Source organism: Limnochorda sp. L945t (genome assembly GCF_035593305.1).
Lineage (GTDB): Bacteria > Bacillota > Limnochordia > Limnochordales > Geochordaceae > Carboxydichorda > Carboxydichorda subterranea.
In genome coordinates this window covers 1,750,769-1,775,212 of the sequence record NZ_CP141615.1, presented here as the reverse complement: position 1 = coordinate 1,775,212, position 24,444 = coordinate 1,750,769, and the positions used below count along the sequence as shown (strand labels likewise).

At 71.5% G+C, this 24,444-nt stretch carries 19 protein-coding genes; 11 read left to right on the top strand and 8 right to left on the bottom strand.

The genetic code is table 11. From position 1 onward, the window contains the following. The first annotated feature begins 705 nt into the window (after positions 1-705). Positions 706-2,031, top strand: a complete 1,326-nt coding sequence (locus U7230_RS08315) for a hypothetical protein (protein ID WP_324715384.1) — start codon at positions 706-708, stop codon at positions 2,029-2,031. Positions 2,032-2,103: 72 nt separating this feature from the next. Here U7230_RS08315 and U7230_RS08310 read toward each other — a convergent pair whose 3' ends face one another. Genes U7230_RS08310 through U7230_RS08295 form a run of 4 tightly spaced genes read right to left on the bottom strand, consistent with a single transcriptional unit; the run spans position 2,104 to position 5,774 of the window. After that, a complete protein-coding gene (locus U7230_RS08310) occupies positions 2,104-2,688 on the bottom strand; it encodes a hypothetical protein (protein ID WP_324715383.1) in 585 nt (194 codons plus the stop codon). Beyond that, on the bottom strand, positions 2,685-3,833 hold the full coding sequence (locus U7230_RS08305; protein WP_324715382.1) for a Ger(x)C family spore germination protein: 1,149 nt from the start codon (positions 3,831-3,833) through the stop codon (positions 2,685-2,687). Before U7230_RS08305 ends, U7230_RS08310 begins: the two co-directional genes overlap by 4 nt. Next, entirely contained in the window at positions 3,823-5,610 is a 1,788-nt protein-coding gene (locus U7230_RS08300) for a spore germination protein (RefSeq protein ID WP_324715381.1), read from the bottom strand. Before U7230_RS08300 ends, U7230_RS08305 begins: the two co-directional genes overlap by 11 nt. Further along, positions 5,586-5,774 carry a hypothetical protein gene (locus U7230_RS08295; protein ID WP_324715380.1) on the bottom strand — a complete coding sequence of 63 codons (189 nt, stop codon included), beginning with the start codon at positions 5,772-5,774 and terminating at the stop codon, positions 5,586-5,588. Before U7230_RS08295 ends, U7230_RS08300 begins: the two co-directional genes overlap by 25 nt. On the opposite strand from U7230_RS08295, the gene U7230_RS08290 reads away from it, so the two are divergent. The 4 genes from U7230_RS08290 (at position 5,773) to U7230_RS15490 (ending at position 10,945) form a co-directional block, all read left to right on the top strand. Further along, on the top strand, positions 5,773-7,077 hold the full coding sequence (locus U7230_RS08290) for a GerAB/ArcD/ProY family transporter (RefSeq protein WP_324715379.1): 1,305 nt from the start codon (positions 5,773-5,775) through the stop codon (positions 7,075-7,077). The two genes, U7230_RS08295 and U7230_RS08290, sit on opposite strands and share 2 nt — an antisense overlap. Positions 7,078-7,156: 79 nt before the next feature. Then, positions 7,157-8,083 carry an arginase family protein gene (locus U7230_RS08285; protein WP_324715378.1) on the top strand — a complete coding sequence of 309 codons (927 nt, stop codon included), beginning with the start codon at positions 7,157-7,159 and terminating at the stop codon, positions 8,081-8,083. A 176-nt stretch (positions 8,084-8,259) separates the two neighbouring features. After that, entirely contained in the window at positions 8,260-10,812 is a 2,553-nt protein-coding gene (locus U7230_RS08280) for a heavy metal translocating P-type ATPase (protein WP_324715377.1), read from the top strand. Further along, entirely contained in the window at positions 10,733-10,945 is a 213-nt protein-coding gene (locus tag U7230_RS15490) for a YHS domain-containing protein (protein ID WP_404980494.1), read from the top strand. Before U7230_RS08280 ends, U7230_RS15490 begins: the two co-directional genes overlap by 80 nt. A 41-nt stretch (positions 10,946-10,986) precedes the next feature. Here the strand turns inward: U7230_RS15490 and U7230_RS08275 are convergent, their stop codons facing one another. Beyond that, positions 10,987-12,153 carry a DUF933 domain-containing protein gene (locus U7230_RS08275; RefSeq protein ID WP_324715376.1) on the bottom strand — a complete coding sequence of 389 codons (1,167 nt, stop codon included), beginning with the start codon at positions 12,151-12,153 and terminating at the stop codon, positions 10,987-10,989. A gap of 131 nt (positions 12,154-12,284) precedes the next feature. Here U7230_RS08275 and U7230_RS08270 point away from each other — a divergent pair, with 131 nt between their 5' ends. From U7230_RS08270 to U7230_RS08260, 3 genes are read left to right on the top strand one after another with little or no spacing between them, the layout of a single operon-like run. Then, positions 12,285-13,703, top strand: a complete 1,419-nt coding sequence (locus U7230_RS08270) for an FAD-binding oxidoreductase (RefSeq protein WP_324715375.1) — start codon at positions 12,285-12,287, stop codon at positions 13,701-13,703. After that, positions 13,700-15,250 carry a (Fe-S)-binding protein gene (locus tag U7230_RS08265; protein ID WP_324715374.1) on the top strand — a complete coding sequence of 517 codons (1,551 nt, stop codon included), beginning with the start codon at positions 13,700-13,702 and terminating at the stop codon, positions 15,248-15,250. The genes U7230_RS08270 and U7230_RS08265 overlap by 4 nt, the downstream gene beginning before the upstream one ends. A gap of 8 nt (positions 15,251-15,258) precedes the next feature. After that, a complete protein-coding gene (locus U7230_RS08260; RefSeq protein ID WP_324715373.1) occupies positions 15,259-15,777 on the top strand; it encodes an acyl-CoA thioesterase in 519 nt (172 codons plus the stop codon). Here U7230_RS08260 and U7230_RS08255 read toward each other — a convergent pair. Both U7230_RS08255 and glgP read right to left on the bottom strand, forming a co-directional pair. Beyond that, a complete protein-coding gene (locus U7230_RS08255; RefSeq protein ID WP_324715372.1) occupies positions 15,744-16,826 on the bottom strand; it encodes an AIR synthase family protein in 1,083 nt (360 codons plus the stop codon). The two genes, U7230_RS08260 and U7230_RS08255, sit on opposite strands and share 34 nt — an antisense overlap. Beyond that, the gene (gene glgP / locus U7230_RS08250) at positions 16,823-19,426 is read right to left on the bottom strand and encodes an alpha-glucan family phosphorylase (protein ID WP_324715371.1); all 2,604 of its coding nucleotides are present in this window, start codon (positions 19,424-19,426) and stop codon (positions 16,823-16,825) included. The genes U7230_RS08255 and glgP overlap by 4 nt, the downstream gene beginning before the upstream one ends. 140 nt (positions 19,427-19,566) lie before the next feature. Between glgP and U7230_RS08245 the strand changes: the two genes are divergently transcribed. From U7230_RS08245 to U7230_RS08235, 3 genes are all read left to right on the top strand, one after another. Then, positions 19,567-20,769: a vitamin K epoxide reductase family protein gene (locus U7230_RS08245; RefSeq protein ID WP_324715370.1), complete on the top strand. Its 1,203-nt coding sequence runs from the start codon at positions 19,567-19,569 to the stop codon at positions 20,767-20,769. A gap of 10 nt (positions 20,770-20,779) precedes the next feature. Beyond that, positions 20,780-23,215: a bifunctional acetate--CoA ligase family protein/GNAT family N-acetyltransferase gene (locus U7230_RS08240; protein ID WP_324715369.1), complete on the top strand. Its 2,436-nt coding sequence runs from the start codon at positions 20,780-20,782 to the stop codon at positions 23,213-23,215. 70 nt (positions 23,216-23,285) lie between these two features. Further along, positions 23,286-23,591 (top strand): transcriptional coactivator p15/PC4 family protein, encoded by a 306-nt coding sequence (locus U7230_RS08235; protein ID WP_324715368.1) that lies wholly within the window; start codon positions 23,286-23,288, stop codon positions 23,589-23,591. Here U7230_RS08235 and U7230_RS08230 read toward each other — a convergent pair. Continuing rightward, positions 23,552-24,427 carry a hypothetical protein gene (locus U7230_RS08230; RefSeq protein ID WP_324715367.1) on the bottom strand — a complete coding sequence of 292 codons (876 nt, stop codon included), beginning with the start codon at positions 24,425-24,427 and terminating at the stop codon, positions 23,552-23,554. The two genes, U7230_RS08235 and U7230_RS08230, sit on opposite strands and share 40 nt — an antisense overlap. Between the last annotated feature and the right edge of the window lie 17 nt (positions 24,428-24,444).

Here is a 24,444-nt window from a genome sequence, read left to right as displayed (position 1 = left end):
GGGCTTGGCCGGCCGGCACCCTCACCATACCCGGCGGCCCGGTACCGGCGCCATGCGCGCCCCGGGGAAGTTGCGAGGAGGCCATGTGGAGGCGAGGTCGTCGCGCGGTGCCGCGCGGGTCCATGGACGTCCTCGGGCTTCCACGAAGGTTCCACGCGGCCGGCATGGTACGGGTCGAGAGCGGGACTTAAGGTGAGCATGAGGCTGATGCGAGAGCGGGGTGAGATGGCCAATGCGTCTCGAATCCACCAGGCGCCGGCGGCTTGCGGCGATAGCCGTGATGATGCTGGTGCTGGCGGTCGTCGTGACCGCTTGCGGTGGGGGACAGCCTGCCAGCCAGAGCCCCGAGGGAGGCGCGTCGCCGTCGACGACGGCGCCGGGCGCGCAGGCTCCGCAGGGTGGCGGCGCACCCAGCGCTCCGGCTTCCCCGGAAGCTCCCCAGAGCCCGCCCGCCGCTCCTTCGGCTCCCGGGCAGTAACGAGCGGCGGGCCTCACCAGGCGGCTCCTGCCGGCCAGCGCGCTTCGCCCAAGATGAGGCGCCGGGTCACGCGTGGCGTGAGGGGCGGTGGGAGCCGCCCCTTTTTTGCACACGATGGCGTATGCTCTTTCCGGTGATCTCTGCTGACAGGTAGATCCGGACCAGAATTCGAGCCCAGGGAGGAAGCCGAGCCTGCGCTGGCGGGAACGGGCGGCGGTCCGCTGGTCATGACCGTGGGCGAAGCGTGGGTGTGGCTCGCCGTGGCCGTGGGACTACCCGTGGCGGCGCTGCTCCTGGTGCTCGTGGCCGGACGTCTCGCCGGAGGCCTCCACATGACCACCCGCGTGTTTGCGGCCGTGCACTCGCTCACTCTGGGGGTCGGCTCGACCGCCATCGTCGGCGCGGCGTACCAGATGTCGTCGGCCCTCCTCGGCGCCCGGTTGTGGGGAGAACGGGTCATCCCGTGGCAACTCGGGATCTACCTCGCCGGCACCGGCTCCCTCGTCGCCGGCTTCTGGTACGGCTCCCTGGTCCTCCTGGCCTGGGGTGGAAGCCTGGTCACGGCGGCCGCCTGGGTGTACGTGGCGATCATGCTCCGCACGGCCGGGCGGCTCCGCCGCCGCACCGGACCAACGGGCTCCCGCCAGGGCCGGCCGCAGTGGGTGCACGCCCTGGCCATGGCGCTGGCGACGGTGAACTTCGGGCTGGTGACCACGTGGGGGCTCGTGCTGGCGCTTTCCATGCGTTACCCGTTGTGGCCCGGGCTGTGGGCGGGGCACCGAGGTCTGGTCGTCCACCTCGCCCTGGGCCTGGGGGGATGGTTCGCCCTGATGGTGGTGGGGGTGTCGTATCGCCTCGTGCCCATCGTGCACGGCGCCCGCATCGCAAGCCAGCCGCGGGGGGTTGCCGTCGTGGCCCTGGTGACCGGGGCGGTCCTCCTCGCCGTAGCGGGCGCCCTGGGTCGCTGCGGGTGGGCGCTGCGTCTGGCGGCCGCACTGATCGCCCCGGCGGGCGCCCTGTACGTGTGGGAGCTTGCCCGGCTCTTGCAGCACCGCCGGCGCCGGGCACCTGACCTCAACGTGTCGCACTGGTGGGCCGTGATGGGCTACACGCTGGTGCTGGCCACCATGGGCCTGGGATGGGCCGCGGGACTCGTGGGCCCAGAGCACGGGGAACGGCTTGGGGTGCTGGCGGCGGCGCTGTTCCTGGCCGGGTGGGTGGTGCAGGCTATCCTGGGGCAACTGTACAAGGTGACCCCGTTCCTCATGTGGTATTACAGGGCCTTCATCCCGGACGTACTGCAGATCTCCCGGCTGCCCGACCTCTACGCGCCGCGGCCGGGCCGCCTCGCCTTCTGGCTCACCAACGCCGGGGTCGTCCTCATGGAATACGGGATTGCCCGGGCCGACGGGGGGTGGGCGACCGCGGGAGCGGTGCTGCTGGCCGCGGGGTGCGGCCTGGTCGCCTGGAAGCTGGGGTACTCGTGGCTACCGGGAGTCGTGGCGGGACGGCTTCCCTTTCGGTGGAGGCGCAGAGAAGGGGCGAGTGGGTGAGCCCATCGACCGGTATCACGCTCTGAGAGGCCGCCCGCGGTGCCGGCGGGCGCGTTCCCCGCCGGCCCAGGGTCAGCCGGAGGGTTCGTCGGAGGCGGGGGCCTCGCCGAGCAGGCGTTCCATCCGCCGGGAGAGTTCCTGGGCCTCCGTCACGACGTCCTTGAGGCGCACGAGGGTCGCCTTGAGCTGCATGGTCAGCGTGGTCTGAGCCTCGACGAGCGCCTGTGCCACAGCCGCCGCCACGGCGCCGGCAGAGGCGTTGTCGAAGGCCGCCGCCGCGCTGCCCACGGCGTGGCCCTGTGCTCCGGTCTGCCCGGGCTGGGCCGGACCCGGGGCCGCCTGCTGCTCCGGGCCTGCACTCTGGGGCTGTGATGGATCGCCGCTGCCGTGCTGTTGCGCACTCGGCTGCCCTGCGCCCTGTGGCGCGGCCCACCAGTTGACGCCGGGATTCGTCGAGGCCGGGGCCGAGCCCGGAGCGGCCGGTCCCAGGATGCCGCCCTGCTGCGCCTCGCGGCGGGCGCCGCCGCCCGGGGGAACGAGGGGCTGAGGGGTGACGGGCTGCACGGGCGCCCGCAGCAGCCGGCGCTTGAGCACGTCGTTGATCTGTTGGGTCACGATCCGCTGGATCTCGTCCTGCTGTTCCCTGGTGAGGCTCACTTCTGCACCATCCCAACCCGGCGAATGGCCACGCGGACCTGGATGTCCACGGGCAGGGTGCGGAAGTAGTCCGTCCCTTCGATCTGCTTCCATGCCTGCGGGGCGAAGGCACGGAATTGCTCCCCGTAGCCCAAGGGATCGGCTCCCAGCCGCTGAAGGTGACGCAGCGCCTGGTGCAGCCGTGCCCGCTGGTCGGACGCGGCGATCCGCTCGATCTGATGCAGCACCTCAGGGCGGGACATCTGGAGCGGTCCTTCGACCTCCGCCACGTTGGCTTCGTACTGCACGCGTACCGACACGCGGGGCTGCCCCCTTTGGGGCACCGGCCGGATACGGGTCTGCCGGTTGAAGTTGCGCAACCGCACCCGGCTGCCCTGCACCATCAGCTCCATCTCCGTGCGGTCGGGGCCCCCCGAGCGGAGGCTCAGGGCGAGGTGCGTTTCCCTGGGATCCAGCGTGCCCACCATCCGGTCCTCGCTAAACACCGCAATGCCACGCCATTGCACGTCGCTTCCCCTGACCCGCAGCAGGGGCGCCGTGGGATCCTCGCCGGGATTGGCAAGCCGCACCCCGAACTCTCCCAGGTCGATGCGCGCCATGTTGCCGGCGCGGGTGAGCGTCTCGAGCATGTTGGCGACGAAGAAGACCGCCACCCGCTCCAAGGGGGAACGGGCCTCGAGCAACCGGCGAGCCTGCCCCTGCGTGACCACCAACCACACCAGGCGGCGCACTTGCGGATCGCGACGCAGTGTGTCCAGGATCGGGCGGACCCCCTGCCGGGCGATTTCCTCGGAAATGGCGACCAGACGGAGGTGGCCGAGGAACATCGGCCACTCGACGCGGCGGGTCAGGTGAAACAGCGCCTCCTCGACCGTATGGCCGGTGGACGCTATCACCATGGCCGGGGGCTTGGCCTGGCCGCCCGCACCCGTTGCCCCTCCTCCTAACCCCAGAGGGATGCCCCCGGGTACGGCGATCTGGGCGCTCACCGTGTACATGCCGGGCCGGGGGCCCCGGTCCAGGCCGAGGGCGAGCACCAGGGTGCGCTGGTTGATCTCCTCGCGATCCCAGCAGCCGCCGGCCAGGACGGCCAGCAAGGCGACGCCGGCCACGACCCCGATGTGCCGGGGCATCCTAGCGTTCACCTCCGTCGTGGCCCTGCCCGTCCTGTAGTCGCACCGGCCCGGGTGTCGTGCCCTGCCGCTCTGTTTCGACGGCAGGACGGCTCGGCTGGTGGCGGGGTAGCTGCTCGGCCATCCGGTGCGCCTGCCTGGGTTGGAGCATCTCCGGCCTGCGACGCATGGCCCAAAGCGGGCTCCGCACGACCGTATCCTTCAGATCCGAGAAGCGCAGCGGGGCCGCGGGCGCCAGGTACGGCACGCCGAAGGTCTCCATGGCGCTCAGGTGGATGAGGATGACGATGAGAACGGCCATGATGCCGTACAACCCGAGCACCGCCGCCGCCAGGATCACCGGGAACTTGAGGATCCGGTACGCGATCGCGGCGCTGTAGCTCGGGAGGGCAAAGGAGGCAATGGTCGTCGCCGCCACGACGATGACCAGGACCGGGCTCACGATGCCGGCCTGGGTGAGGGCCTGGCCGATCACCAGGGTGCCGACGATGCCGATGGTCGGGCCGATGGGCCGGGGTAAACGTACGCTGGCTTCGCGCACCACTTCCATGGTGACCTCCAGCAGGAGGGCGTCGACGGCGACGGGGAAAGGCACGGAGGCCCGGGCTCCTGCGAGCGCCACGGCGAAACTGGTCGGGAGCATCTCGGCGTGGAAGCCCACCAGGGCCACGTACAGCGCGGTGAACGTGAGCGAGGCGAACAAGGCCAGCAGCCGGATGCCGCGCACCAGGGTCGCCACCAGGAACCGCTCGTAGTAGTCCTCCGGCGTCTGGTAGAAGACCGTGAAGGTGGCGGGCAGGATGAGCGCCATGGGCGTGCCGTCCACCAGGACGGCGACCCGCCCTTCCAGGACCGCGGAGGCTACCCGGTCGGGACGTTCGGTGGTCTGGAGCTGCGGAAAGGGCGACCAGGGATGCGACTCGATCAGCTGTTCGATGGTGCCCGACTCCAGGACGGCGTCGACGTCGATCTGCTGCAGCCGTTCCTGGAGTTCGCCCACGAGCCGGTTGTTGGCCACCCCCTCCAGATAGACGATGCAGACGTCGGTGCGGCTGCGCCGGCCGACGCGTAGCGACTGCACGCGCAGCGACGGATCCCGGATGCGCCGGCGGATGAGCGCCGTGTTTTTCCGGAGGGTTTCGCCGAAGCCGTCCCGGGGGCCCCGGATGACGGCTTCTCCGATGGGTTCCTCGATCCCCCGGTCTGCCCATCCCCGTGCCCCGATGATGAGGGCCTCCGGTACGCCTTCCAAGAACAACAGGGCCTCGCCCGCCAGGAGCTGGTCGAGCGCCCGGGTCATGGAGGGGGAGACCATCACCTCCGACGACGAGAGGAGCGCGTCGAGCACGATCTGCCGGTAGAAGGAGACGTCCAGCGGCCGATCGAGCACCGCCATGGTCGAGGGGCGTACCATGACGGGTTCGAGCACGTGGCGGTTGACGCTGGCCCGGTCGACCAGGCCGTCCAGGTAGACGAGGGCGGCCTGCAAGCCGCTGCGCCCTCCTACCCGGAAGCGGCGGAAGACCACGTCGTCGCTGTCTCCCAGGGTGCACTTGAGGTAGTCGAGGTTTTCCTCCACGCTGGGGCAGACCCGATCCAGTGGTTCCGGGCGCAGCGAGTGGGTGAGCGAGAGGACCCGGGCCGCCTGTCGCCCCACGCGGCCGATGGTACCTTTTTGCAGCCGCATCTGGCGGCCGGACTCCCTCTGGACGGCCCGGATCAGGTCCGTCAGTTCCGTGCGGGGCGAGGCGTCCTCCGCGCCCGTCATCCCCGGTTGACGAGGAACCATGTCACCGCACCAGCCGTCAGGAACGTCCAGCCCGTCACCCGGACCACGAGCGCGTCGTACGCGAGCCGAGAACGGCTCAACCTCGGCGCATCGACGAGCAGCATCCAGGCGCCGCCGAGCAGCGCCAGCATCGGCCAGTTGGACGAGAGGGCAAGGCCGCTCATGGCTTTCCTCCGGTCGTTCCCTTCCCAGGTTGTCCTGCGTGAGCCCTGGGTCGCACGGGAATGCTCTGAAACGGGAGCAACGTTCGCCAGCCGGAGGGAAGCCCTGGAGGGAGCGCCGATCAGCACCGATCGTTCCGGCCTCAACCCGGCCGGGGCCTTGAGCCCGGGCAGCCTGACCCCGTTCCAGGTCGTTGCCGTCCTGGTCAACGCCATGGTGGGCGTGGAGGTGTTGAGCTTGCCGCGGGTGCTGGCGCGTGATGCCGGCACCGGTGCCTGGCTCGCGGTACTGGTGGCCGCGGCGGCCGTGGTGCTGGTGACCGCGGGGATCACCGGGCTCGGCGACCGGATGCCAGGTCTGCCGCACACGGCCTATTTGCCCGTGCTGATGGGGCCGGTGGGCGGGAGGGTGGCGCTCGTCGCCCTGGCGCTCTACCGGCTGGCGGCGGTGGCGCTCGTAGCCCGCCTGTTCGGGGAGTTCGTCATCACGGCGGTCCTGCTGAAGACCCCGATCGAGGTCTCCATCGTCGTCATGCTCGCGCTCGTGACCTACCAGTCCCGCCAGTCCATCGCGGCGTTCGCCCGGCTCCAGGAGCTCACCTTCCTGCCCCTGGTGCTCCTGGCCATCGTCGTGCTGGCTCCGGCCCTGCAAAACGTACGCGCTGAACTCCTCTTCCCGCTCCTGGGAGAGGATTGGCGTCGCTCGGTGACGGCCGCACCGGACGTCGTGGGTTCCTACCTGGGCTTCGATACCCTCCTGTTCCTGTACGGGCTCGCCACCCCTGCGGCCTACGCGGCCGGCAAGCACCGCCGCCAGGCCCGCGTCGCCGCCCTCTCGGCCGTCGCCATCGCCACAGGCATCTACGTGGTAGTGGTCGAGGCGGCGCTCGCCGTCTTCGGCCAGTTCGAGCTGGCGGAGCTCCAGTGGCCGGTGCTCGAGATCGTCAAGACCATCCGCCTGCCCGGCATCATCATCGAGCGAATGGACGCTCCTTTCGTGGGGCTGTGGGTGCTGGCCGTCTTCACGACGCTCTCCGCCTTCCACTTCACGGCGACCCACGAGCTGGGGGCCGTGCTCAACTTGAGGGCCCCTTCCTCCCTGGCGCTGCCGGTCTCCATCGTGGCCTTCGCGCTGGCGATGCTCCCGCCCTCCACCCTCGCCGCCGAGCAGGCCGGCCGGCTGGTGAGCTTTGGGGGGATGGGACTCATCGTCGTGGTGACGGCGCTGGGGCTGCTGGCTTCGTGGGCGCGGGGAGCGCCCGGGCGACGCTCGCGGTCACCGGCAGAAAACCCGGGGCCGCGGTGACGTCGAGAGGACCGCTCCGCCGCCGCGCGCCGGCGCCGTCATCGTGTTGGGATGGTACAATCATGGCGGGGCGTGCCCGATGCTGCGAGGTGTCAGCATCGTCGAGACCGACGGTTCGGTGAGGGTGCAGGAGCGCCTGGTGCGCCTGTACGCTCCGAGAGACGTCGTGACCCGACCCCCGGCGGGTCGCTTCCGGTACTTCATGCCCCACTCGGAGCTTTCCACCCTGGCTTCGGAGCTTCGCCCGGCGCGAGGCGACGTGGCGTTTCTGGGAGCCGGAGATTTCCACCACCTGACGGCTGCCTTGCTGCGGGCCTACCTGGCGGCGGGGCCGGCAGGCGGTCCGCCGCTCGCGCTCATCCTGTTGGACGCCCATCCCGAGTGGAGCCCGGCGCCTGCGGGGTACCTCCACTGCGGCTCGTGGCTGCCGGAGGTGCTGGCCATGCCGGAGCTTCGCGCCGTGGCCGTCCTCGGGGTTGGACGGCTCGAGGCCCGGGGATTGCTGCAGCCGCGGATCGTGCAAGCCATCCGGCCGGCGGCCAGGGAAGGCCGGCTGCGGGTCTACCCGGCGCGGCGATCGACCGTGCAGGAGCTCCACGCCGCCGTCTGGTGGCCCGATCCCCTGGTCAGCCTGGAGGAGGGGCTCGACGCGGTCGTGGCCGACGTCGTGGCGTTCGTGGGGGAAGGCCCCGTCTACCTTTCCATCGACAAAGACGTCGTGCGCCCGGAGGAGCTGCCGGGCACCTGGGGAGACGGGGAGGCCGGCCAGACGGCGGTGCTCGCCATGGTGTCGGAGCTCGCGCTTGCGCTACCGGTCGCCGGCGCCGACGTGACGGGCGAGTACGTGGCCTCCCTGCTGCCGCAACAGGACCCTGCGGTGAAGCTGCACGAAATCTTCAATTTGCGCCTGCTGGCCGCCTTGCTCGCCGGGCGCCCCGTGGAGGACGGGGCGCGGGGGCGGCCCACGGCCCGGGCGCCTTTGCTCGTGCGCCGGCCGGCGGCCTGAGCCGCACCTCGTCCGCTGGTGGCCCTTCCAGTCTTGCCGCCACATACCGGGCCGCCCGGGTGAACCCCTGCTTCGTCGAGGTCATCATTGACAATGGGAGTCGGCGATCCCTATAATCGCTTAGCGATACCCCCATGGGGTATAATCCCCAGGGGGCAAAAGGCGGCGATCGAGCCATGGAGCGGAAGGCGACCATCGACATCGGCGGCATGACGTGCGCCACGTGCGCCGCCCGCATCGAAAAGCGCCTCAACAAGACGGGAGGCGTCAAGGGGGCTACCGTCAACTTCGCCCTGGAGAAGGCGGTGGTCGAGTTCGACCCCGAGCTGGTACGCGCGCCCGAGCTGGTGGAGGCGGTCCACTCCCTGGGGTATCAGGTGCGAACCGGGCAGCGCCGCTACCGCATCCGGGGGATGAGCTGCGCCTCGTGCGCCCAGCGGATCGAGACGGCGCTCCAGCGTCTTCCCGCCGTCGTGAAGGCGACGGTCAACTTCGCCGCCGAGACGGCGACTGTGGAGTACATCGGCGAACTGGCCGACGACGAGGTCATCCGGGCGGTGAAGGCCCAGGGGTACGGGGCCATCCCGGCCGAAGAAGGGCAGGTCGACCGGGAGAAGGAGCAGCGGGAGCGGGAAATCCGGCATCAGCAGCGGATGCTGGTCCTCTCGGCCGCGCTGTCGACGCCGCTTCTCCTGTACATGTTCGGCGAACTGATAGCCGGGTTTGGCCGTCTCCTGCCGGGGGTACTGTTCAACCCCTGGTTCCAGCTCGCGCTGGCGACCCCGGTGCAATTCGTGGCCGGGTGGCAGTTCTACCGGGATAGCTACCACACCCTGCGTAACCGCAGCGCCAACATGTCCGTGCTGGTGGCCATGGGCACTTCGGCGGCCTACCTGTACAGCGTGATCGTGACCGTGGCAGGGCCGCTCGTCCCCGGGGCGCACCACGTTTACTTCGAGACGAGCGCGCTCATCGTCACGCTGATCATCCTGGGCAAGTACCTGGAGGCCCGGGCCAAGGGCCGCGCCAGCGAAGCCATTCGCAAGCTGGTGGGCCTGCAGGCCAAGACGGCCCGGGTGCTGCGGGACGGCGCCGAGGTCGAGGTGGCGGTCGAGCAGGTGCAGGTCGGGGATCGGGTCGTGGTGCGCCCCGGCGAGAAGATCCCCGTGGACGGCGTCGTCATCGAGGGGGCTTCGGCCGTCGACGAGTCGATGATCACCGGCGAGAGCCTGCCGGTCGACAAGAAGGTGGGCGACCGGGTCATCGGCGCCACCCTCAACCGGACGGGGAGCTTCGTCTTCGAGGCGACGCGGGTCGGCAAGGAGACGGCACTTGCCCAGATCATCAAGATCGTCGAGGAAGCCCAGGGGAGCAAGGCGCCCATCCAGCGGTACGCCGACCGGGTGTCGGCCTACTTCGTGCCGGCCGTCATCGCCATCGCCGCCGTGACCTTCGCCGTCTGGTACCTGGCGGCCGACCCGGGCAACTTCACCCGGGCCCTCGTCAACTTCGTGGCCGTCCTGGTCATCGCCTGCCCGTGCGCCATGGGGCTTGCCACCCCTACCTCCATCATGGTGGGGACGGGCAAGGGAGCCGAGCGGGGCATCCTGATCAAGGGCGGCGAGTACCTGGAACTGGCCCACGAGCTCAACGTCGTCGTGCTCGACAAGACGGGCACCATCACCCGGGGCAAGCCGGCGCTGACCGACGTGGTGCCGCTGGGTGCAGGCGACGGAGGGCCTGAGGCGGCGCGACGGCTCCTCGCCCTGGCTGCTTCGGCGGAGACGGGCTCGGAGCACCCCCTGGGCCAGGCCATCGTCGAGGCGGCCCGGCAGGAGGGGCTCTCCCTGGAGCGGGTCCATGCGTTCGAGGCGGTGGCAGGCCAGGGCGTGCGGGCCGTGGTCGGCGACGAGCGGCGGGAGGTGCTCATTGGCACCCGGCGCCTGCTCGAGGGCCGCGGCATCGATCTCGCCGCGCTGGAGCCCGAGGCCGTCCGCCTGGAGCAACAGGGCAAGACCGCCATGCTGGTGGCGATCGACGGCAGGCCGGCCGGCGTGGTCGCCGTAGCGGACACGGTCAAGCCGGGGTCGGCCGCCGCCGTGCGCCAGCTCCAGCAGATGGGCATCGAAGTCTACATGATCACCGGGGACAACCGGCGCACGGCGGCCGCCATCGCCCGCCAGGTGGGCATCGACGAGGCGCATACCCTCGCCGAAGTGTTGCCCGACCAAAAGGCGGCCAAGGTGAAGGAGCTCCAGGGACAGGGCAAGGTCGTCGGGATGGTGGGGGACGGCATCAACGACGCTCCGGCGCTCGCCACGGCCGACGTGGGGTTCGCCATCGGCACCGGCACCGACGTCGCCATCGAATCGTCCGACATCACCCTGATGCGGGGCGAGCTGGGCGGGGTCGTCGACAGCATCCGGCTCAGCCGGGCGACGATCCGCAACGTGCGCCAGAACCTCTTCTGGGCCCTGTTTTACAACACGGTCGGGATCCCCGTGGCGGCCGCCGGCTTCATGAGCCCGGTGCTGGCCGGCGCAGCCATGGCGTTCAGCTCGGTGTCGGTGGTATCCAACGCGCTGCGGCTGCGGCGCTTCCGCTTCGGCGACACGCCGCGGCCGGATCTACGGAAGGAGCGGACCGTCGATGGCCAGGACGCGATGCTTGCCGTGCGGGATGGAGATCGAGCCGGCCGAAGCGAAGGCCACGTCCCAGTACCAAGGTAGGACATACTACTTTTGCTCGACCGGCTGCAAGACGGCCTTCGACCGGGACCCCGGCCGGTACGCCGGCGGCGCCGGGGGTGAGGGAGAGAGCTCCCGCCACCAGCCCCACGGGCTCCATCACGGGACCCGTTGAAGGGCGCCGGGCGGCCCACGGCAGGGCTCTTGGCCCGGCTGTCAGACGTTGAACCGGAACTCGATGACGTCTCCGTCCTGAACGACGTAGTCTTTGCCCTCCAGGCGCAGCAGGCCGGTCTCCCGGGCTTTCGCCAGGGAGCCGGCCCGCCGCAGGTCCTCGAAGGCGACGACCTCGGCCCGGATGAAGCCCCGGGCGATGTCGGAGTGGATCTTGCCGGCAGCCTCCCGGGCCGGGGTACCGCGGGTGATGGTCCAGGCCCGCACCTCGTCCTCGCCGGCCGTCAGGAACGAGATGAAGCCACAGGCCCGGTAGGCCGCCTCGCCCAGCCGCTCGACCCCGACGGGCGTGGAAAGCCCCAGGTCGGCGAGGAAGGCCTGCCGGGAGTCGGCGTCGAGCTCCGCCAGCTCGAGCTCCAACCGCCCTGCCACGGGCACGATCGCCTCGGCGCGGCCTTGCGCCGCCTGCCGGAGGGCCTCGCGGCCGGGGAACTCCCCGGATGCCGCCTGGGAGTCGTCGACGTTGACCGCGACCACCACGGGGCGGAACGTCACGAGCGAGTACCCCTGCAAGAGCGCCCGCTCGTCGGCGGACAGCTCCGCCAGGCCGAGCGGCTTCCCGGCCTCCAGCGCCTGCAGGCAGCGAGCGAGCACTTCGAGCTCCCGCTCCACGTCGCGCCGCTGGGCCTTGGGCACCGAGGGGGCCGAGCGGAGACGATCGATGCGGCTTTGGACCTGGGTCCAGTCCATGAGAATCCAGTCCTGCCAGAGCTGCTCGAAGTCGCGGACCGGATCGACGCTGCCGGCCGGGTGAGGGACATGGGCCTGCTCCGGGTCGAACGCCCGGACCACGAGGGCCAGGGCGTCCAGGCGGTGGACGGCCTCGATGCGGGCAGGCTCGAGCTTGTCGAGTTCGATCCACTCCACGGTCGCGTGGGTGACCTTCTGCGGGTGATGGAGCTCGGCCAGCCAGTCGAGCCTGGCGTCGGGGATGCGGGCCACGACCATGGCGGCCCCGCCGGTCCTCCCGGGCGTGGCCGATCCGGGTGCCGGCGCTCCCCGGGCCGCGGCCCCCTTGCCGGCCGCTCCCGCACCTGTTACCCCGATGCGGGCCCACGCGGCCGCAGCCTGCATGATCGTCGACTTGCCTGCCATCGGCAATCCGGCGACGCCCAGACGCACGAGCCTGCCACCCTCCGCCTCTTTCACTCTGTGAGCGTTCCCGGCGTTGCATTCTCGCCCCGCCACCGGCATCCTCTCGCCGGTGGCCCTCGCTCGGGGAGCAGGAACCGCCGCGGCCAGGTGCGAACGCCGGGGGCGTGGGAGGAAGGGGAGGACGCGTGGCAGCAGGCGAAGTGTGGCTGCGGGAGCTCGAGGCCATCGGGGGCCCCGGGGACGTGGTCGTCCGGCCCGGCGACCTGGCCGCTTACGGCTACGATGCGACGCCCGGGTACCGGGGGGTACCCGACGCAGTTGTCTTCGTGCGTTCGACGGAGCAGGTCCAGGAGGTCGTGCGCCTGGCGCGCCGCCACCGGCTGCCGGTGATCGCCCGGGGCAGCGGCACCAACCTGAGCGGCGGGACGGTGCCGGTCTCGGGCGGGATCGTGGTGGCGTTCGCCCGGATGAACCGCATCCTGGAGATCGACGAGGCCAATTTGACCGTCACCGTCGAGCCCGGCGTGTTGACCGCGCAGATCCATCAGGCCGTGGAGGAGCGCGGGCTGTTTTACCCGCCCGATCCCGGCAGCATGGCCATCTCCACCATCGGCGGCAATGTCGCGGAGAACGCCGGGGGGCTGCGAGGTCTCAAGTACGGCGTGACCGGCGACTACGTGATGGGGCTCGATGCGGTGCTCGCCAGCGGCGAGCTCGTGCGCACCGGCGGCAAGAACGTCAAGGACGTGGCCGGCTATGACCTGACGAGCCTCTTCGTGGGTTCGGAGGGGACGCTCGGGATCGTCACCCGCGTCACGTTGAAGCTCCTGCCGTTGCCCGAGTACCGCCGGGTGGCGGTGGCGACGTTCGGTGCGGTGGAGGCGGCTGCCCGTGCCGTGTCGCGTATCATCGCCGCCCGGATCGTGCCGGCGACCCTCGAGTTCCTGGATCGCGGGACCATCGGGGCGGTGGAGGACTACGCTCACGTGGGGCTGCCGACCGGGGTCGAGGCGATGCTCCTCATGGCCCAGGACGGGCCGCAGCCGGTGGTCGACCGCGACGTCGAGCGGATGGCGGTGCTGTGCCGGGAGGAGGGCGCCCTGGACGTGCAGGTGGCGGCGTCGCCCCAGGAGGGCGATCGGCTGATGGCGGCGCGGCGCTTCGCCCTGTCCGCTCTTGCCAGGCGCCGGCCGACCACCATCCTGGAGGACGCCACGGTACCGAGATCGCGCCTCGCCGAGATGGTGCGCGCCATCCAGCGAGCGGCCCGCCGGCACGAGGTCGAGATCTGCACGTTCGGCCACGCAGGAGACGGCAACCTGCACCCCACGTGCCTCACCGACGAACGGGACCCGGCGGAGATGGAGCGGGTCGAGGCGGCCTTCGAGGAGATCTTCGCAGCGGCCGTGGACCTGGGAGGCACCATCACGGGCGAGCACGGGGTGGGGCTGTCGAAGCGCTCGTACCTGGGCTGGAAGCTGGGAGAGACGGGGCTTGGGGTGTTGCGGGCCGTCAAGCAGGCGCTCGACCCCGAAGGCATCCTCAACCCCGGCAAGGTCGTACCCGAGACCACACGGCGGCGCCAGGTGGTGCGCAGCGCATGAGGGCCAACACGACTCGGGGCGTGGCCGAGCCGGGAGCCGAGACGACCGCCCCTCCTGCGGGCGCGCCCGGGGCATCAGGCGCCGGGCCAACGCAGGCGGCGGCCGGCGGGCCGGCCGGTTCGTTCGGGGGCGTCCTCGGTGCGCTTCTCGCGAACGCCCGGGATCTCACGTACCAGTGCATGCGGTGCGGCTTCTGCCTGCCGGCTTGCCCGACGTACCGGGAGACCCTGCTCGAGACCGAAGGCCCTCGCGGGCGCATCCAGCTGGTACGGGCGGCCGCGGAGGGCCGCATCGGGCTCCTGGAGATCGCCGCTCACCTGGACCTCTGCATCGGTTGCCGGGCCTGTGAAACGGCCTGTCCCGCCGGGGTGCAGTACGGGGCCATCCTGGAGCAGGTGCGGCCGGCCATCGAAGAGCGCGCCCCCCGCAGACCCGTCGAGCGCTGGGCCAGGACGCTCGGCATCGGGGTCGTCCTGGGGCACCCCGCCGGCATCCGGTGGGCGCGGTGGGGCCTGTGGCTGTACCAGCGCTCGGGGCTGGCCGCGCTGGTGCGGGCCACCGGTCTGCTGCGCCGGCTGGCGCCGGCGATGGCCCGCCTGGAGGAGGTGTTGCCCCGCCAGCCGGCGCCATGGGTCCGCACGGCGACCCACCGCCCGGCCGGCGGGGCCGGTGCGCCCCGGGTGGCCGCCTCTCCGGGAGGCGGGGTCGGGCGCCGGCGGGTCGCCTTTTTCGAAGGGTGCGTGCAGTCCGCCGCGCTCTTCGAGGTCAACCGGGCCGCCGTCCGAGTGCTCCGGGCGGCGGGGTTCGAGGTCGTGGTGCCGCAAGGGCAGGGCTGCTGCGGCGCCGTCCACGCCCACGCCGGGCAGTACGAGCGGGCGCTCGAGCAGGCGCGCCGTAACATCGCGGTCTTCGAGCGGGTGGACGCCGACTACGTGGTCAACATCGCCGGCGGCTGCGGCGCGGCGATGAAGGAGTATCCGGAGTGGTTCGAGCGGGAGCGGGCGGCCCGTGCAGCGGCCGCCGGGGGACACGGGAGCCCTGCGAACGGCGCTGCGGCGGACGGCGTCCCTGCGGCCGGCGGAGACGGGTGGGTGGAGCGGGCCCGCCGCCTGGCCGCACGGGTGAGGGACTTCAGCGAGCTCCTGGCGGACCATCCCCTGCCACCGATGGGGCCGGTGGACGCCACGGTCACGTACCAGGACTCGTGCCACCTGCGCAACGTCCAGAAGATCGTCTCAGAGCCGCGGCGCCTGCTGCAGCGGGTGCCCGGGCTGCGCTACGTCGAGCTCCCGGGAGCCGACCGCTGCTGCGGGGCGGGCGGGATCTACAACCTGACCCAGCCGGCCATGAGCGCCAGGGTGCTCGAGGAGAAGATGGAGCAGGTACGCGCGACCGGGGCCTCCATCCTGGCCGTGGCCAACACGCCGTGCCACCTGCAGCTCCTGGTGGGCGCCCGTTCGAGCGGCCTTGCGCGGGAAGGGTTGAAGGTGCGCCACATCGCGGAGATCCTGGACGAGGCCCTGGCAAAGGGGCCGAAGGGGGGCTGAGCGCGGCCATGGACGGCAACACTCCGGGTGGGGGGCCCGCCGGTGCTCCGGCCCAGGAGACGTACCGCTTCGCGGTCGAGGAGGAGGTCCGCTTCCGGGACCTCGACGCCCTGGGCCACGTCAACAACGCCGTCTACTTCACCTACTTCGAGCACGCCCGCGTGAAGTACTTCCAGCACCTCGGGCTCGTGGACGTCCAGGGGCAGCGGCCGTGGTTCTTCATCCTGGCGGAAGCCCGCTGCAGCTATCGCTCGCCGGCGCATCTGGGCGATCGGCTGCGGATCGCCACGGCCGTGACCGAGATCGGGCGCTCGAGCTTCCGCATGGGTTACCTCATCACGGGCGTCGCCGACGGCCGCGTCGTCGCCGCCGGCGAGACGGTGCAGGTCGCCTACGACTACGGGCAGGGCCGCCCGGTCCCGGTGCCCGAGTACGTGCGCCGGCGCATCGGCGAATGGGAAGGGCGCCCGGAGTGGGCCAACGGGGGAGCCGGTTACTCCCAGCCCGACTCCACGGCGCGCCGGTAGGCTTCCCAGTACGGATCCCACTCGGGGACCTCGAGGGGGCGCCGCCCGGACGGGGTTTCGACCCATCGTCCCTCGCCGGGCGGGCGCACCCACCCGATCTCGGCGGCCGCCTGGCCGATGCGGGCCAGCTCCTGCCGGACGGCGGCGACTCGCTCGGGCCGCACGGCGATCAGGAGGGCGCCTTCGCCTGCGATGACCAGCGGGTCGAGCTCGAACAGCTCACAGATGCGCTGGGTCTCCTCGGCCACCGGCACCTTGCTCGCATCTACCACGATGCCCTGGCCGCAGGCGGCGGCCATCTCGGCCAGGCCTCCGAGAATCCCGCCCTCGGTGGCGTCGTGCATGGCGGTGACCCCGTGCGGGCCGGTGCCCGCTCGAGCGGCGGCCAGCGCGTCGGCCACGACGCTCGCCCGATCGAGGAACGCCTCGCACCGCCGTTGCCAGTCGGCGCCCAGCCGCTCGGCCACCGTACGGGGAAACGACGCCGCCAGTACGCCCGTGGCCTCGATCGCCGCTCCCTTGGTCACCAGGATGCGGTCGCCGGGGCGGGCATGCGCAGGGCTCACGTACCGATCGGCCGGCCCCACGGCGAGCAGGGTGGCGCTGCCGACGATGGTGTAGTCGCACCCGGCGTAGCGCCCCGTGTGCCCGCCGATGACCGCCACCCCCATGGCTTCCCAGGCCCGGTGCAGGCCCTGCCAGTAGACCCGCAGCTCCTCGTCGCTCATCCGCGGCGGCAGGTTGAGCTCGACGAGGGCCAGCTGGGGCGGGAAGCCGCTCGTGGCGAGATCGGAGGCGACCAGGTGGGCGGCAAGCCAGGCGCTACGGCCCATGCCCAGCCTGGGGGCGGCCCACAGGGGATCGGCCGTGGCCACGAGCAGGCGGCCGTCGCCCAGGTCTACGGCCGCCGTGTCCAGCCCCTGGCCGGGCCCGAGGCGGACTTCCGGGCGGCGGGCGCCCAGGAACGGCAAGATGGCCTCCTGCAAGAAGCGGGGGGCCACCTTGCCGAGATGCGGCGTATCCCGGAGCGCTCCGGGCTCCCCGCTCATGACGCCGCCCACCGCATCAGGCCCGTCTCGAAGGGGTTGGCCAGGTCGGGGTGGTACGCCCGCACACGTACCTGGTAACCGAACTGGCCGCTGCCGTGCGGCGTCACGTTGGTGGCCTCGAAGACGAACCGCCCGTCGGGGGTGGGGCCCACCCTCCTCATCGGGACGACCACGCAGTCGCGGAGCTCTCCCCGGGGGTCGACGCGCCCGAGGTAGACTTCTGCCACCACGTCTTCGGGCTGCAGGCCCTCGAGCTGCACGACCGCCTGGATCGTCATGCTCTGGCCGGCGGGCATGTGGTCGGAGGCCGTCGACGTGACCTCCTCCACCTGGACCGAAGGCCACGCCCGGGCGGCCTTCGCCTTCCACGCGGCCAGCTCCCGTGCCCGGCGCAGGCCGTCTTGCCGTAGCGCGGTGGACCGCACGGCGGCCGGCACGTAGAAGCGCTCCGTGTACTCCTTCACCATGCGGTGAGTGTTGTAGTTGGCCGGGATGGCCGCGATGGAGTGCTGCATCCGGGCGATCCACTCCCGGGGCAGGCCGTCGCTGCCCCGGTCGTAGAACAGGGGGGCGACCTCCCGCTCGAGGATGTCGAACAGCGCCTGCGCGTCCAGCCTGTCCACCGTCGCCGCCTCCCGGGCGCCCCGGTCCGGCGCGTCTCCCTCCGGCGTTTCGCCACCGGCGCCGATCGCCCAGCCCACCTCGGGGGCGTAGGCCTCGTTCCACCAGCCGTCGAGGATGCTGACGTTGATGGCCCCGTTGACGGCGGCCTTCATCCCGCTGGTGCCGCTCGCCTCTTCGGGGCGGCGGGGCGTGTTGAGCCACACGTCGACTCCCTGCACCAGGTAGCGGCCCGTCGCGATGTCGTAGTCTTCCAGGAAGACCAACCGGCGCCGGACGGCGGGATCCTGGGCAAACTTGACGATCTGGCGGATCATCTCCTTGCCGGCGTCGTCGCGGGGATGGGCCTTGCCGGCCACCAGGATCTGCACCGGGTGCTCTTCGCTCGTGAGCAGCCGCAGCAGCCTCTCTGGGGCCTGCAGCAGCAAGGTCGCCCGCTTGTACGTCGCGAACCGCCGGGCAAATCCGATGGTGAGGATCCGGGGATCGAGCGCCTGTTCGGCCTCGGCCAGGTCGCTCAACGGCGCGCCGCGCGCCTCCATCTGGCCCCGCAGCCTGCGGCGCGCGAAGGCGATGAGTCGCTCACGCCGGCGTTCGTGGGTGCGCCAGAGCTCCTCCGGTGGGATGTCGAGCGCCTGGCGCCACACGGTGGGATCGTCCGGTTCGGCCCGCCAGCGGGGCCCCAGGTAGCGGTCGTACAGGGCCGCCATGTCGTCCGAGACCCAGGAGGCCAGATGCACCCCGTTGGTGATGGACTCGATGGGGAGCTCCTCCTCGGGTACGTGAGGCCAGATCCCCTGCCACATCCGCCGGGCCACCGCGCCGTGCAGCCGGCTCACCCCGTTGGAGTAGGCGGCCGTCCGCAGGGCCAGGATCGTCATGCAAAAGGCCTCACGCTCGTCTGACGGGTTTTGCCGACCCAGGGCCAGGAACTGGGAGCGATCGAGCTTGATGGAGCGGTAAAAGTCACCGAAGTAGCGTTCCATCATGTCGGGCGGGAAGTAATCGTGGCCGGCGGGCACGGGCGTGTGGGTGGTGAAGACCTGGCTCGCCGCCGTGGCCTCGAGAGCCTCGGCGAAGGAGGCGTCTTGCTCGTCCATCGTCCGCCGGATGCGCTCGAGCGAGAGGAAGGCCGAGTGCCCCTCGTTCATGTGGTAAACCGCAGGCCGGATGCCCATCGCTTCCAGGGCCCGCGCGCCCCCGATTCCGAGCAGGATCTCCTGGCGGATGCGCATCTCCAGGTCGCCGCCGTAGAGGCGATCCGTGAGGATCCGGTCATCGGGGCGGTTGGCTTCGGCGTTGGCGTCGAGCAGGTAGAGCGTGATCCGCCCGACCCGGACTCTCCAGACGTAGGCCGTGAGCGTGCGGCCGGGCAGGGCGAGCTCGACGCTCAAGGGCCGGCCGTCGGGCTTGCGGATCATCTGCAGCGGCATGGTGTAGATGTCGTAGTTGGGGTAGCTCTCTTGCTGCCACCCGTCGGCGCTGAGCGACTGGCGGAAATACCCCTGGTGGTACAACAGGCCCACCCCGACGATGGGGACGCCCAGGTCGCTCGCCGACTTGAGGTGGTCCCCGGCGAGGTTGCCGAGACCTCCCGAGTACATGGGCATGGACTCCGTCAGGCCGAACTCCGCGGAGAAATAGGCCACCAGGGGCCGGTCGGGGGGATACTCGGGATGCGCCCGGGCGAACCAGTGGCCGGCCTCCCCGAGGTAGGCGTCGAAGGCGGCGCAGACCTGCTGGTATTGCGCCATGAAAGCCTCGTCCTCCGCCGCTTCCTCCAGGCGGCGCCGGGGAAGGAGCGTCAGCATGCGAACGGGGTTGTGGCCCGAGATCTCCCACAGCCGCCGGTCGAGCCGCACGAACAGCTGCCGGGCATCCTGGTCCCAGGACCAGAACAGGTTGTAGGCGAGCTCCTGGAGCCTTTCGATGGGAGCGGGGAGCGAGGGGGCGACGGAGAACGTGCGAATAGGGCGCAAAACACCGATCCCTCCTGCGTCTTCACTATCTCCCCGAACGTCCTGATTTTACGCGATGGACGGGCCACCTGCCATCGCCAGCAGGCAGGGCCGCTCCTTCGCCGAACATCTCGCGGCGAGGTCGGGTGAGGAGGGCGTCCATGGAGAGCAAGCACACGTCGCGCTCGGTCCCGGCGGGCCGGGGCGGACGGGAAGGCCGGCGCCGTCGCACGCTGCTCGGGGTAGCGGCCGGGCTCAGCGTGCTCGGTGCCTTGGTGGCGCTCTACCTGCTGGTCGTGGAGACGGGCCAGGCCCCCGGAGAGGCGCTGTTTTGCGGGCCCGGGAGCGGCTGTGAGGCCAACTGGCAGTCGCCTTTCGCGCGGATGGCGGGTGTCCCGCTGGCCCTTTGGGGGCTGGCCGGGTACGTGGCGTTGCTCGCGTCCGCATGGTGGGCGCTTCGCGCAGGCCAGGGTCCAGGCCTGGCCGAGGGGGCCGGCCTGGTGCTGAGCTGGGGCGGGGCCCTCTTTTCGCTGTATCTGCTCGGTGTCCAGGCGTGGGCCGTGCAGAGCTTCTGTCCCTGGTGCACCCTGTCGGCGGCCGTCATGGTGGCCCTGGCCGTCATGTGGACTTTCGAGGCGAAGGTCTCGCAGGTGCGCCTGCAGCCTATGGCGCCGGTGGCGGGCTTGCTGCTGGGAGCCGGCCTGGCCGCGCTCAACTATCTGCCTGCCTCGGCCCTGGGGCCGGGAGCCGGCCCAGAGGGGCTCGCCGGGGCTAGCGCCGTGGAGGTCAGCCCGGCCGGGCAGGTGGCAGGCGACGCGGGCCGGGCCGTCACGAGTCTGCAGCAGCTCGAGGCCCTCATGACGGCGGGTAAGCCCGGGGCTCCGGTGCTGATCGAAGTCTACTCCGACTTCCAGTGCCCGTATTGCGCCCGGGCGGCCCAGGAGGTGGTCCACCCCCTGCTGCGAGAGGAGGTAGCGCAAGGCAAGGCGCGCCTCGCCTACCGCAACTTCGCGTTCATCGGGCCGGAGTCCAAGTGGGCCGCCGAAGCGGCGGCCTGCGCCGCGGTGCAGGGAAAGTTCTGGGAGTTCCATGACCTGCTCTTTGCCAACCAGCAAGGCGAAAACGTGGGGGCCTTCTCCCAGGAGCGGCTGATCCAGATGGCCCGACAGCTCGGGCTCGACGTGCCGGCGTTCACCGGCTGCCTCGAGAGCCGGCGGATGCGCCCGTGGGTCGAGGCGAGCTACGAGCAGGGACGGGAGAAAGGCGTGCGCGCGACGCCGACCTTTTTCATCAACGGGAAGCGGTACGACGGGCTGATGCCCCTCGAAGAGCTCCGTCGCATCGCCTTCGGGTCTTCGAGGTGAGGCAACGGGCATGTGGCGCGTCATCCCCGAGGGGACGGCGCTTCGCGAGCACGCGCTCTTGCGGGACGGCAGCTGGGTGCTGATCCGCACGGCCTCGCCGGCCGACGTGCCCGCCGTGGAGGCCCTCATGGCACGCCTGTCCCACCAGACCCTGCGGATGCGCTTCTTTGCCGGCGTCTCCCAGGTGAGCCGCACGCTCGTGGAGCAGTTGTGCGCGCCGCCGTCCAGGGATCAGGTCTCGCTCCTGGCGGTCTGGGGCGAGGGGCCCGACGAGCGGGTCGTGGGCGTGGGCAACTACGTCGCCCTGCCGGGGCGCAACACCGCCGAAGTGGCCTTCGTGGTCGACGACGCCTTCCAGGGGCGCGGGATCGGCACCTTGTTGCTGGAGCGGCTGGCCGGCATGGCGGCCGGGTCGGGCCTGGTAGGGTTCGAGGCCGAGGTGCTGTTCGAAAACCGGCCGATGGTCGAGGTCTTCCGCGAGTCGGGGTTCCAGGTGCGACAGGCTCTGGATGGCGGCGTGCTGCACATCCAGTTCCCGGTGGCCACGACCGCCGCCGCCAGAGAGCGTGCGGAGCTGCGGGAACGTATCGCGGCGGCCAACTCCCTGGTGCCCCTCTTGCGTCCACGGCGGGTCGCGGTCGTGGGCGCCTCCCGGGACCCGGACAGCGTCGGCGGGATGGTCTTCCGGTACATCCTGCAGGCGGGCTTCACGGGCACCGTGTACCCGGTCAACCGCAGCGCTGCCTCGGTCTACGGTGTGCGGGCCTACCCTTCTGTGGAAGCGCTTCCCGAGCCCGTCGAACTGGTCATCGTGGCGGTGCCCGCCGACCAGGTGCTGGAGGTGGCCCGTTCGGCGCTGCAGGCCGGCGCCCGGGGGCTCGTGGTGCTGACGGCCGGGTTCGCGGAGGCCGGCCCCGAGGGCGCCGAGCGGCAGCGGGCGCTGGTGCAGCTGGTGCGCAGCCGGGGGGCGCGGATGGTCGGCCCCAACTGCCTGGGCCTGATCAACACCGATCCGGAGATCCGCCTGAACGCAAGCCTTGCTCCCTCGCTCGCCCCTCGCGGCCGGATCGGCTTTTTCTCGCACTCCGGGGCCTTGGGGCTCGTCATCCTGGCGTACGCGAAAGAGCGCGGGCTGGGCTTCTCGACGTTCGTCTCGGCCGGCAACCGGGCGGACGTCTCCGGCAACGACCTGCTGGAGTACTGGGACGAGGACCCCCAGACGGACATGGCGCTCCTCTACCTGGAGACCTTCGGCAACCCGAGGCGCTTTGCCCGCATCGCCCGCCGCCTTTCCGCCCGCAAGCCGGTGCTGTGCGTCAAGAGCGCCCGGAGCCGGGCCGGAGTGCGGGCCGCGCAGGCGCACATCGGCGCCGTGGCGGCGGGGGAGGAGGAGGTCGAGGCGCTGTTCCGCCAGGCCGGGGTGATCCGCGCCGATACCCTCGAAGAGATGTTCGACGTGGCCGTGTTGCTCGCCCACCAGCCGTTGCCGCAGGGCAACCGGGTGAGCATCGTGACCAATTCGGGCGGGGTCGCCACCATTGCCGCCGACACCTGCGAGGCCAGGGGGCTCGTCCTCTCGGGGCCTGGCGTCGTCGACCTGGGCCCGCTGGCCGGGCCCGAGCGGTACGAGGAGGCGGTGCGGCGGGCGCTCGAAAACCCCGAGGTCGATGCCCTCATCGCCATATTCGCCTGCGTGGCCAGCTGCGATCCCGGCGCGGTGACCCGGGCCATCCGGCGGGCGGCGGTGCGGGCGGAGCGAACGACCGGCGTCGGCAAGCCCCTGGCGCTGTGCCTGATGGGGGAGACCGGCGCCGTGCGAGTGGCCGGCAGCGAACGGCCGTTCCCGTCCTATCGCTTCCCCGAGGCGGCGGCCATGGCGCTGGCCCGGGCAGCCGAGTACGCCGCTTACAGGCGCCGTCCCCCAGGTCGGCTGGTCTTCTTCGACGACGTGGACGCGATACGCGCCAGGGCGGCCGTCGAGGAGTGGCTGCACGGAAGGGACGGGGTCGAGCTCGCTGCCCCCGAAGCCGAGCAGTTGCTGGCCTGGTTCGGGCTGAAGGTAAGAGAGGGCCACCTCGAGCGGCTGCCGGCCTCCGGGTGCGTGGCGGTGCGGATCCGGCCGCACCCGCAGTTTGGGCCGATCCTGGAGCTCGAGCGGCGACGGGCGGCGCCGTCGTCCGATGGGCGCGAGAGCGAGGCCGGCCGGGCGGTGCGGATCACGCCGCTCACGGATCGGGACGCCGAGGAACTGGCGGCGTGGTGCGACGGCGTGGGCGAAGCCGGGGGCGACGGCGTCGCAGCCGCTTTGCTCCGCCTTTCCCAGATGGTCGAAGAGATCCCGTGGTCGCTCCAGCTCGAGGCTGCCCTCGTCCCGGATGCGACGGGGCCCGTCCGGTTGACAGGCGTCCGGATCATGGTACAAAAGGTAGGTCCGCCGGCCGCGTAGGCCGTGCATACTGGGAAGGGTGAGGGGGGTGCCCCGCTAGCGGGCGCCCGGCCCGGAGAGGAACAGGGTCGTGGATCAGGAGAGCGGGTTTTGGGATCGGGAAACGGTCGTCGGCACCATCGAGAAGAACGCGACGGAGCGGATCGCCGTCCGGCGGGTGGAACGGCGCGGGCGGGCATACGTGGATATCCGCATCGAGTGGCGCCGGCAGGACGGGGAAGAGTTTTTCCCCAGCAAGAAGGGCGTCGTGATCCCCGAAGAGGCCCTCGACGACGTGCTGGCCCTGCTGGAGAGCGCGAGGGACGAAAAAGCGCCGAGGCGTGACGGGCGCCGCCGTCACACGGAGACGGGCGACGGCGCCGCCTCCTCGGAGTAGGCGGGGGCGCGCTCCCGGGCGAAGCGCGCCATCTCCGCCGTTACCGTCTCCCAATAGGCGAGGAAGGCCCCGTGCTCTCCGGCGAGCCACACGTGCCGCGCCGGGCGCAGCACCGGCGCGCCGCGCTGCCCGTTGGCCGGCTCCTGGAGCACCAGCGCGTCGAAACCGCCGGATACCATCAGGATCGGTAGCGCCCGCAGGCGCGACTCGATCGGCCGGGCATCGTGGGCGCGCCAGGCGCCGAGGAGCCTGACCGCCCGCTGCACGTCGCCGCTGCGGCCCCACCGGCGCAGCAGCTTCACCATGAGGCGGTGGCGGCGCCCGAGGTCGGCGTCGAGGTAGAGCCCGCACAGGTGGTCGAACGCCTGCTCGGGGCTCGTGCCCCGCAGCAGCCGCACGAGGTGGTCGTAAAAGCCCGCCTGCGCCCCGGTCGTACGCAGGCCGGCCGGCACGGAGAGCAAGATGAGGGCCGGGGGCGCCGAGCCTCGCAGCGCGACCTCCACGGCCGCCCACTCGGCGACGGCCCCGCCGGCCCCTACGCCGACGATGGCTGCAGGCCGCACCCCGAGCGCCTCGAGGGCGGCCGCCGCGTCCTGCCCCATCTGCTGGGTGGTGAACTCCGGCGGCACGGACTCGCGCGCCGCCAGCGCCGTCACCCGCATCCCGTAACGCCGGGCAAAGGGCGCCCACCACCGGCCCATGACCCAGCCCAGGGCAGCCCGGCTGAGCAGTGCCTCCTCCACACCCGGCAGCACCACGAGATCCGGCCCGGCACCCCACTGCCACGCGAACAGCCGCCCGGCCGGCACGGAAACCCAGCGCCTTACGGGGATCACCTTCCCATCTGAAAACC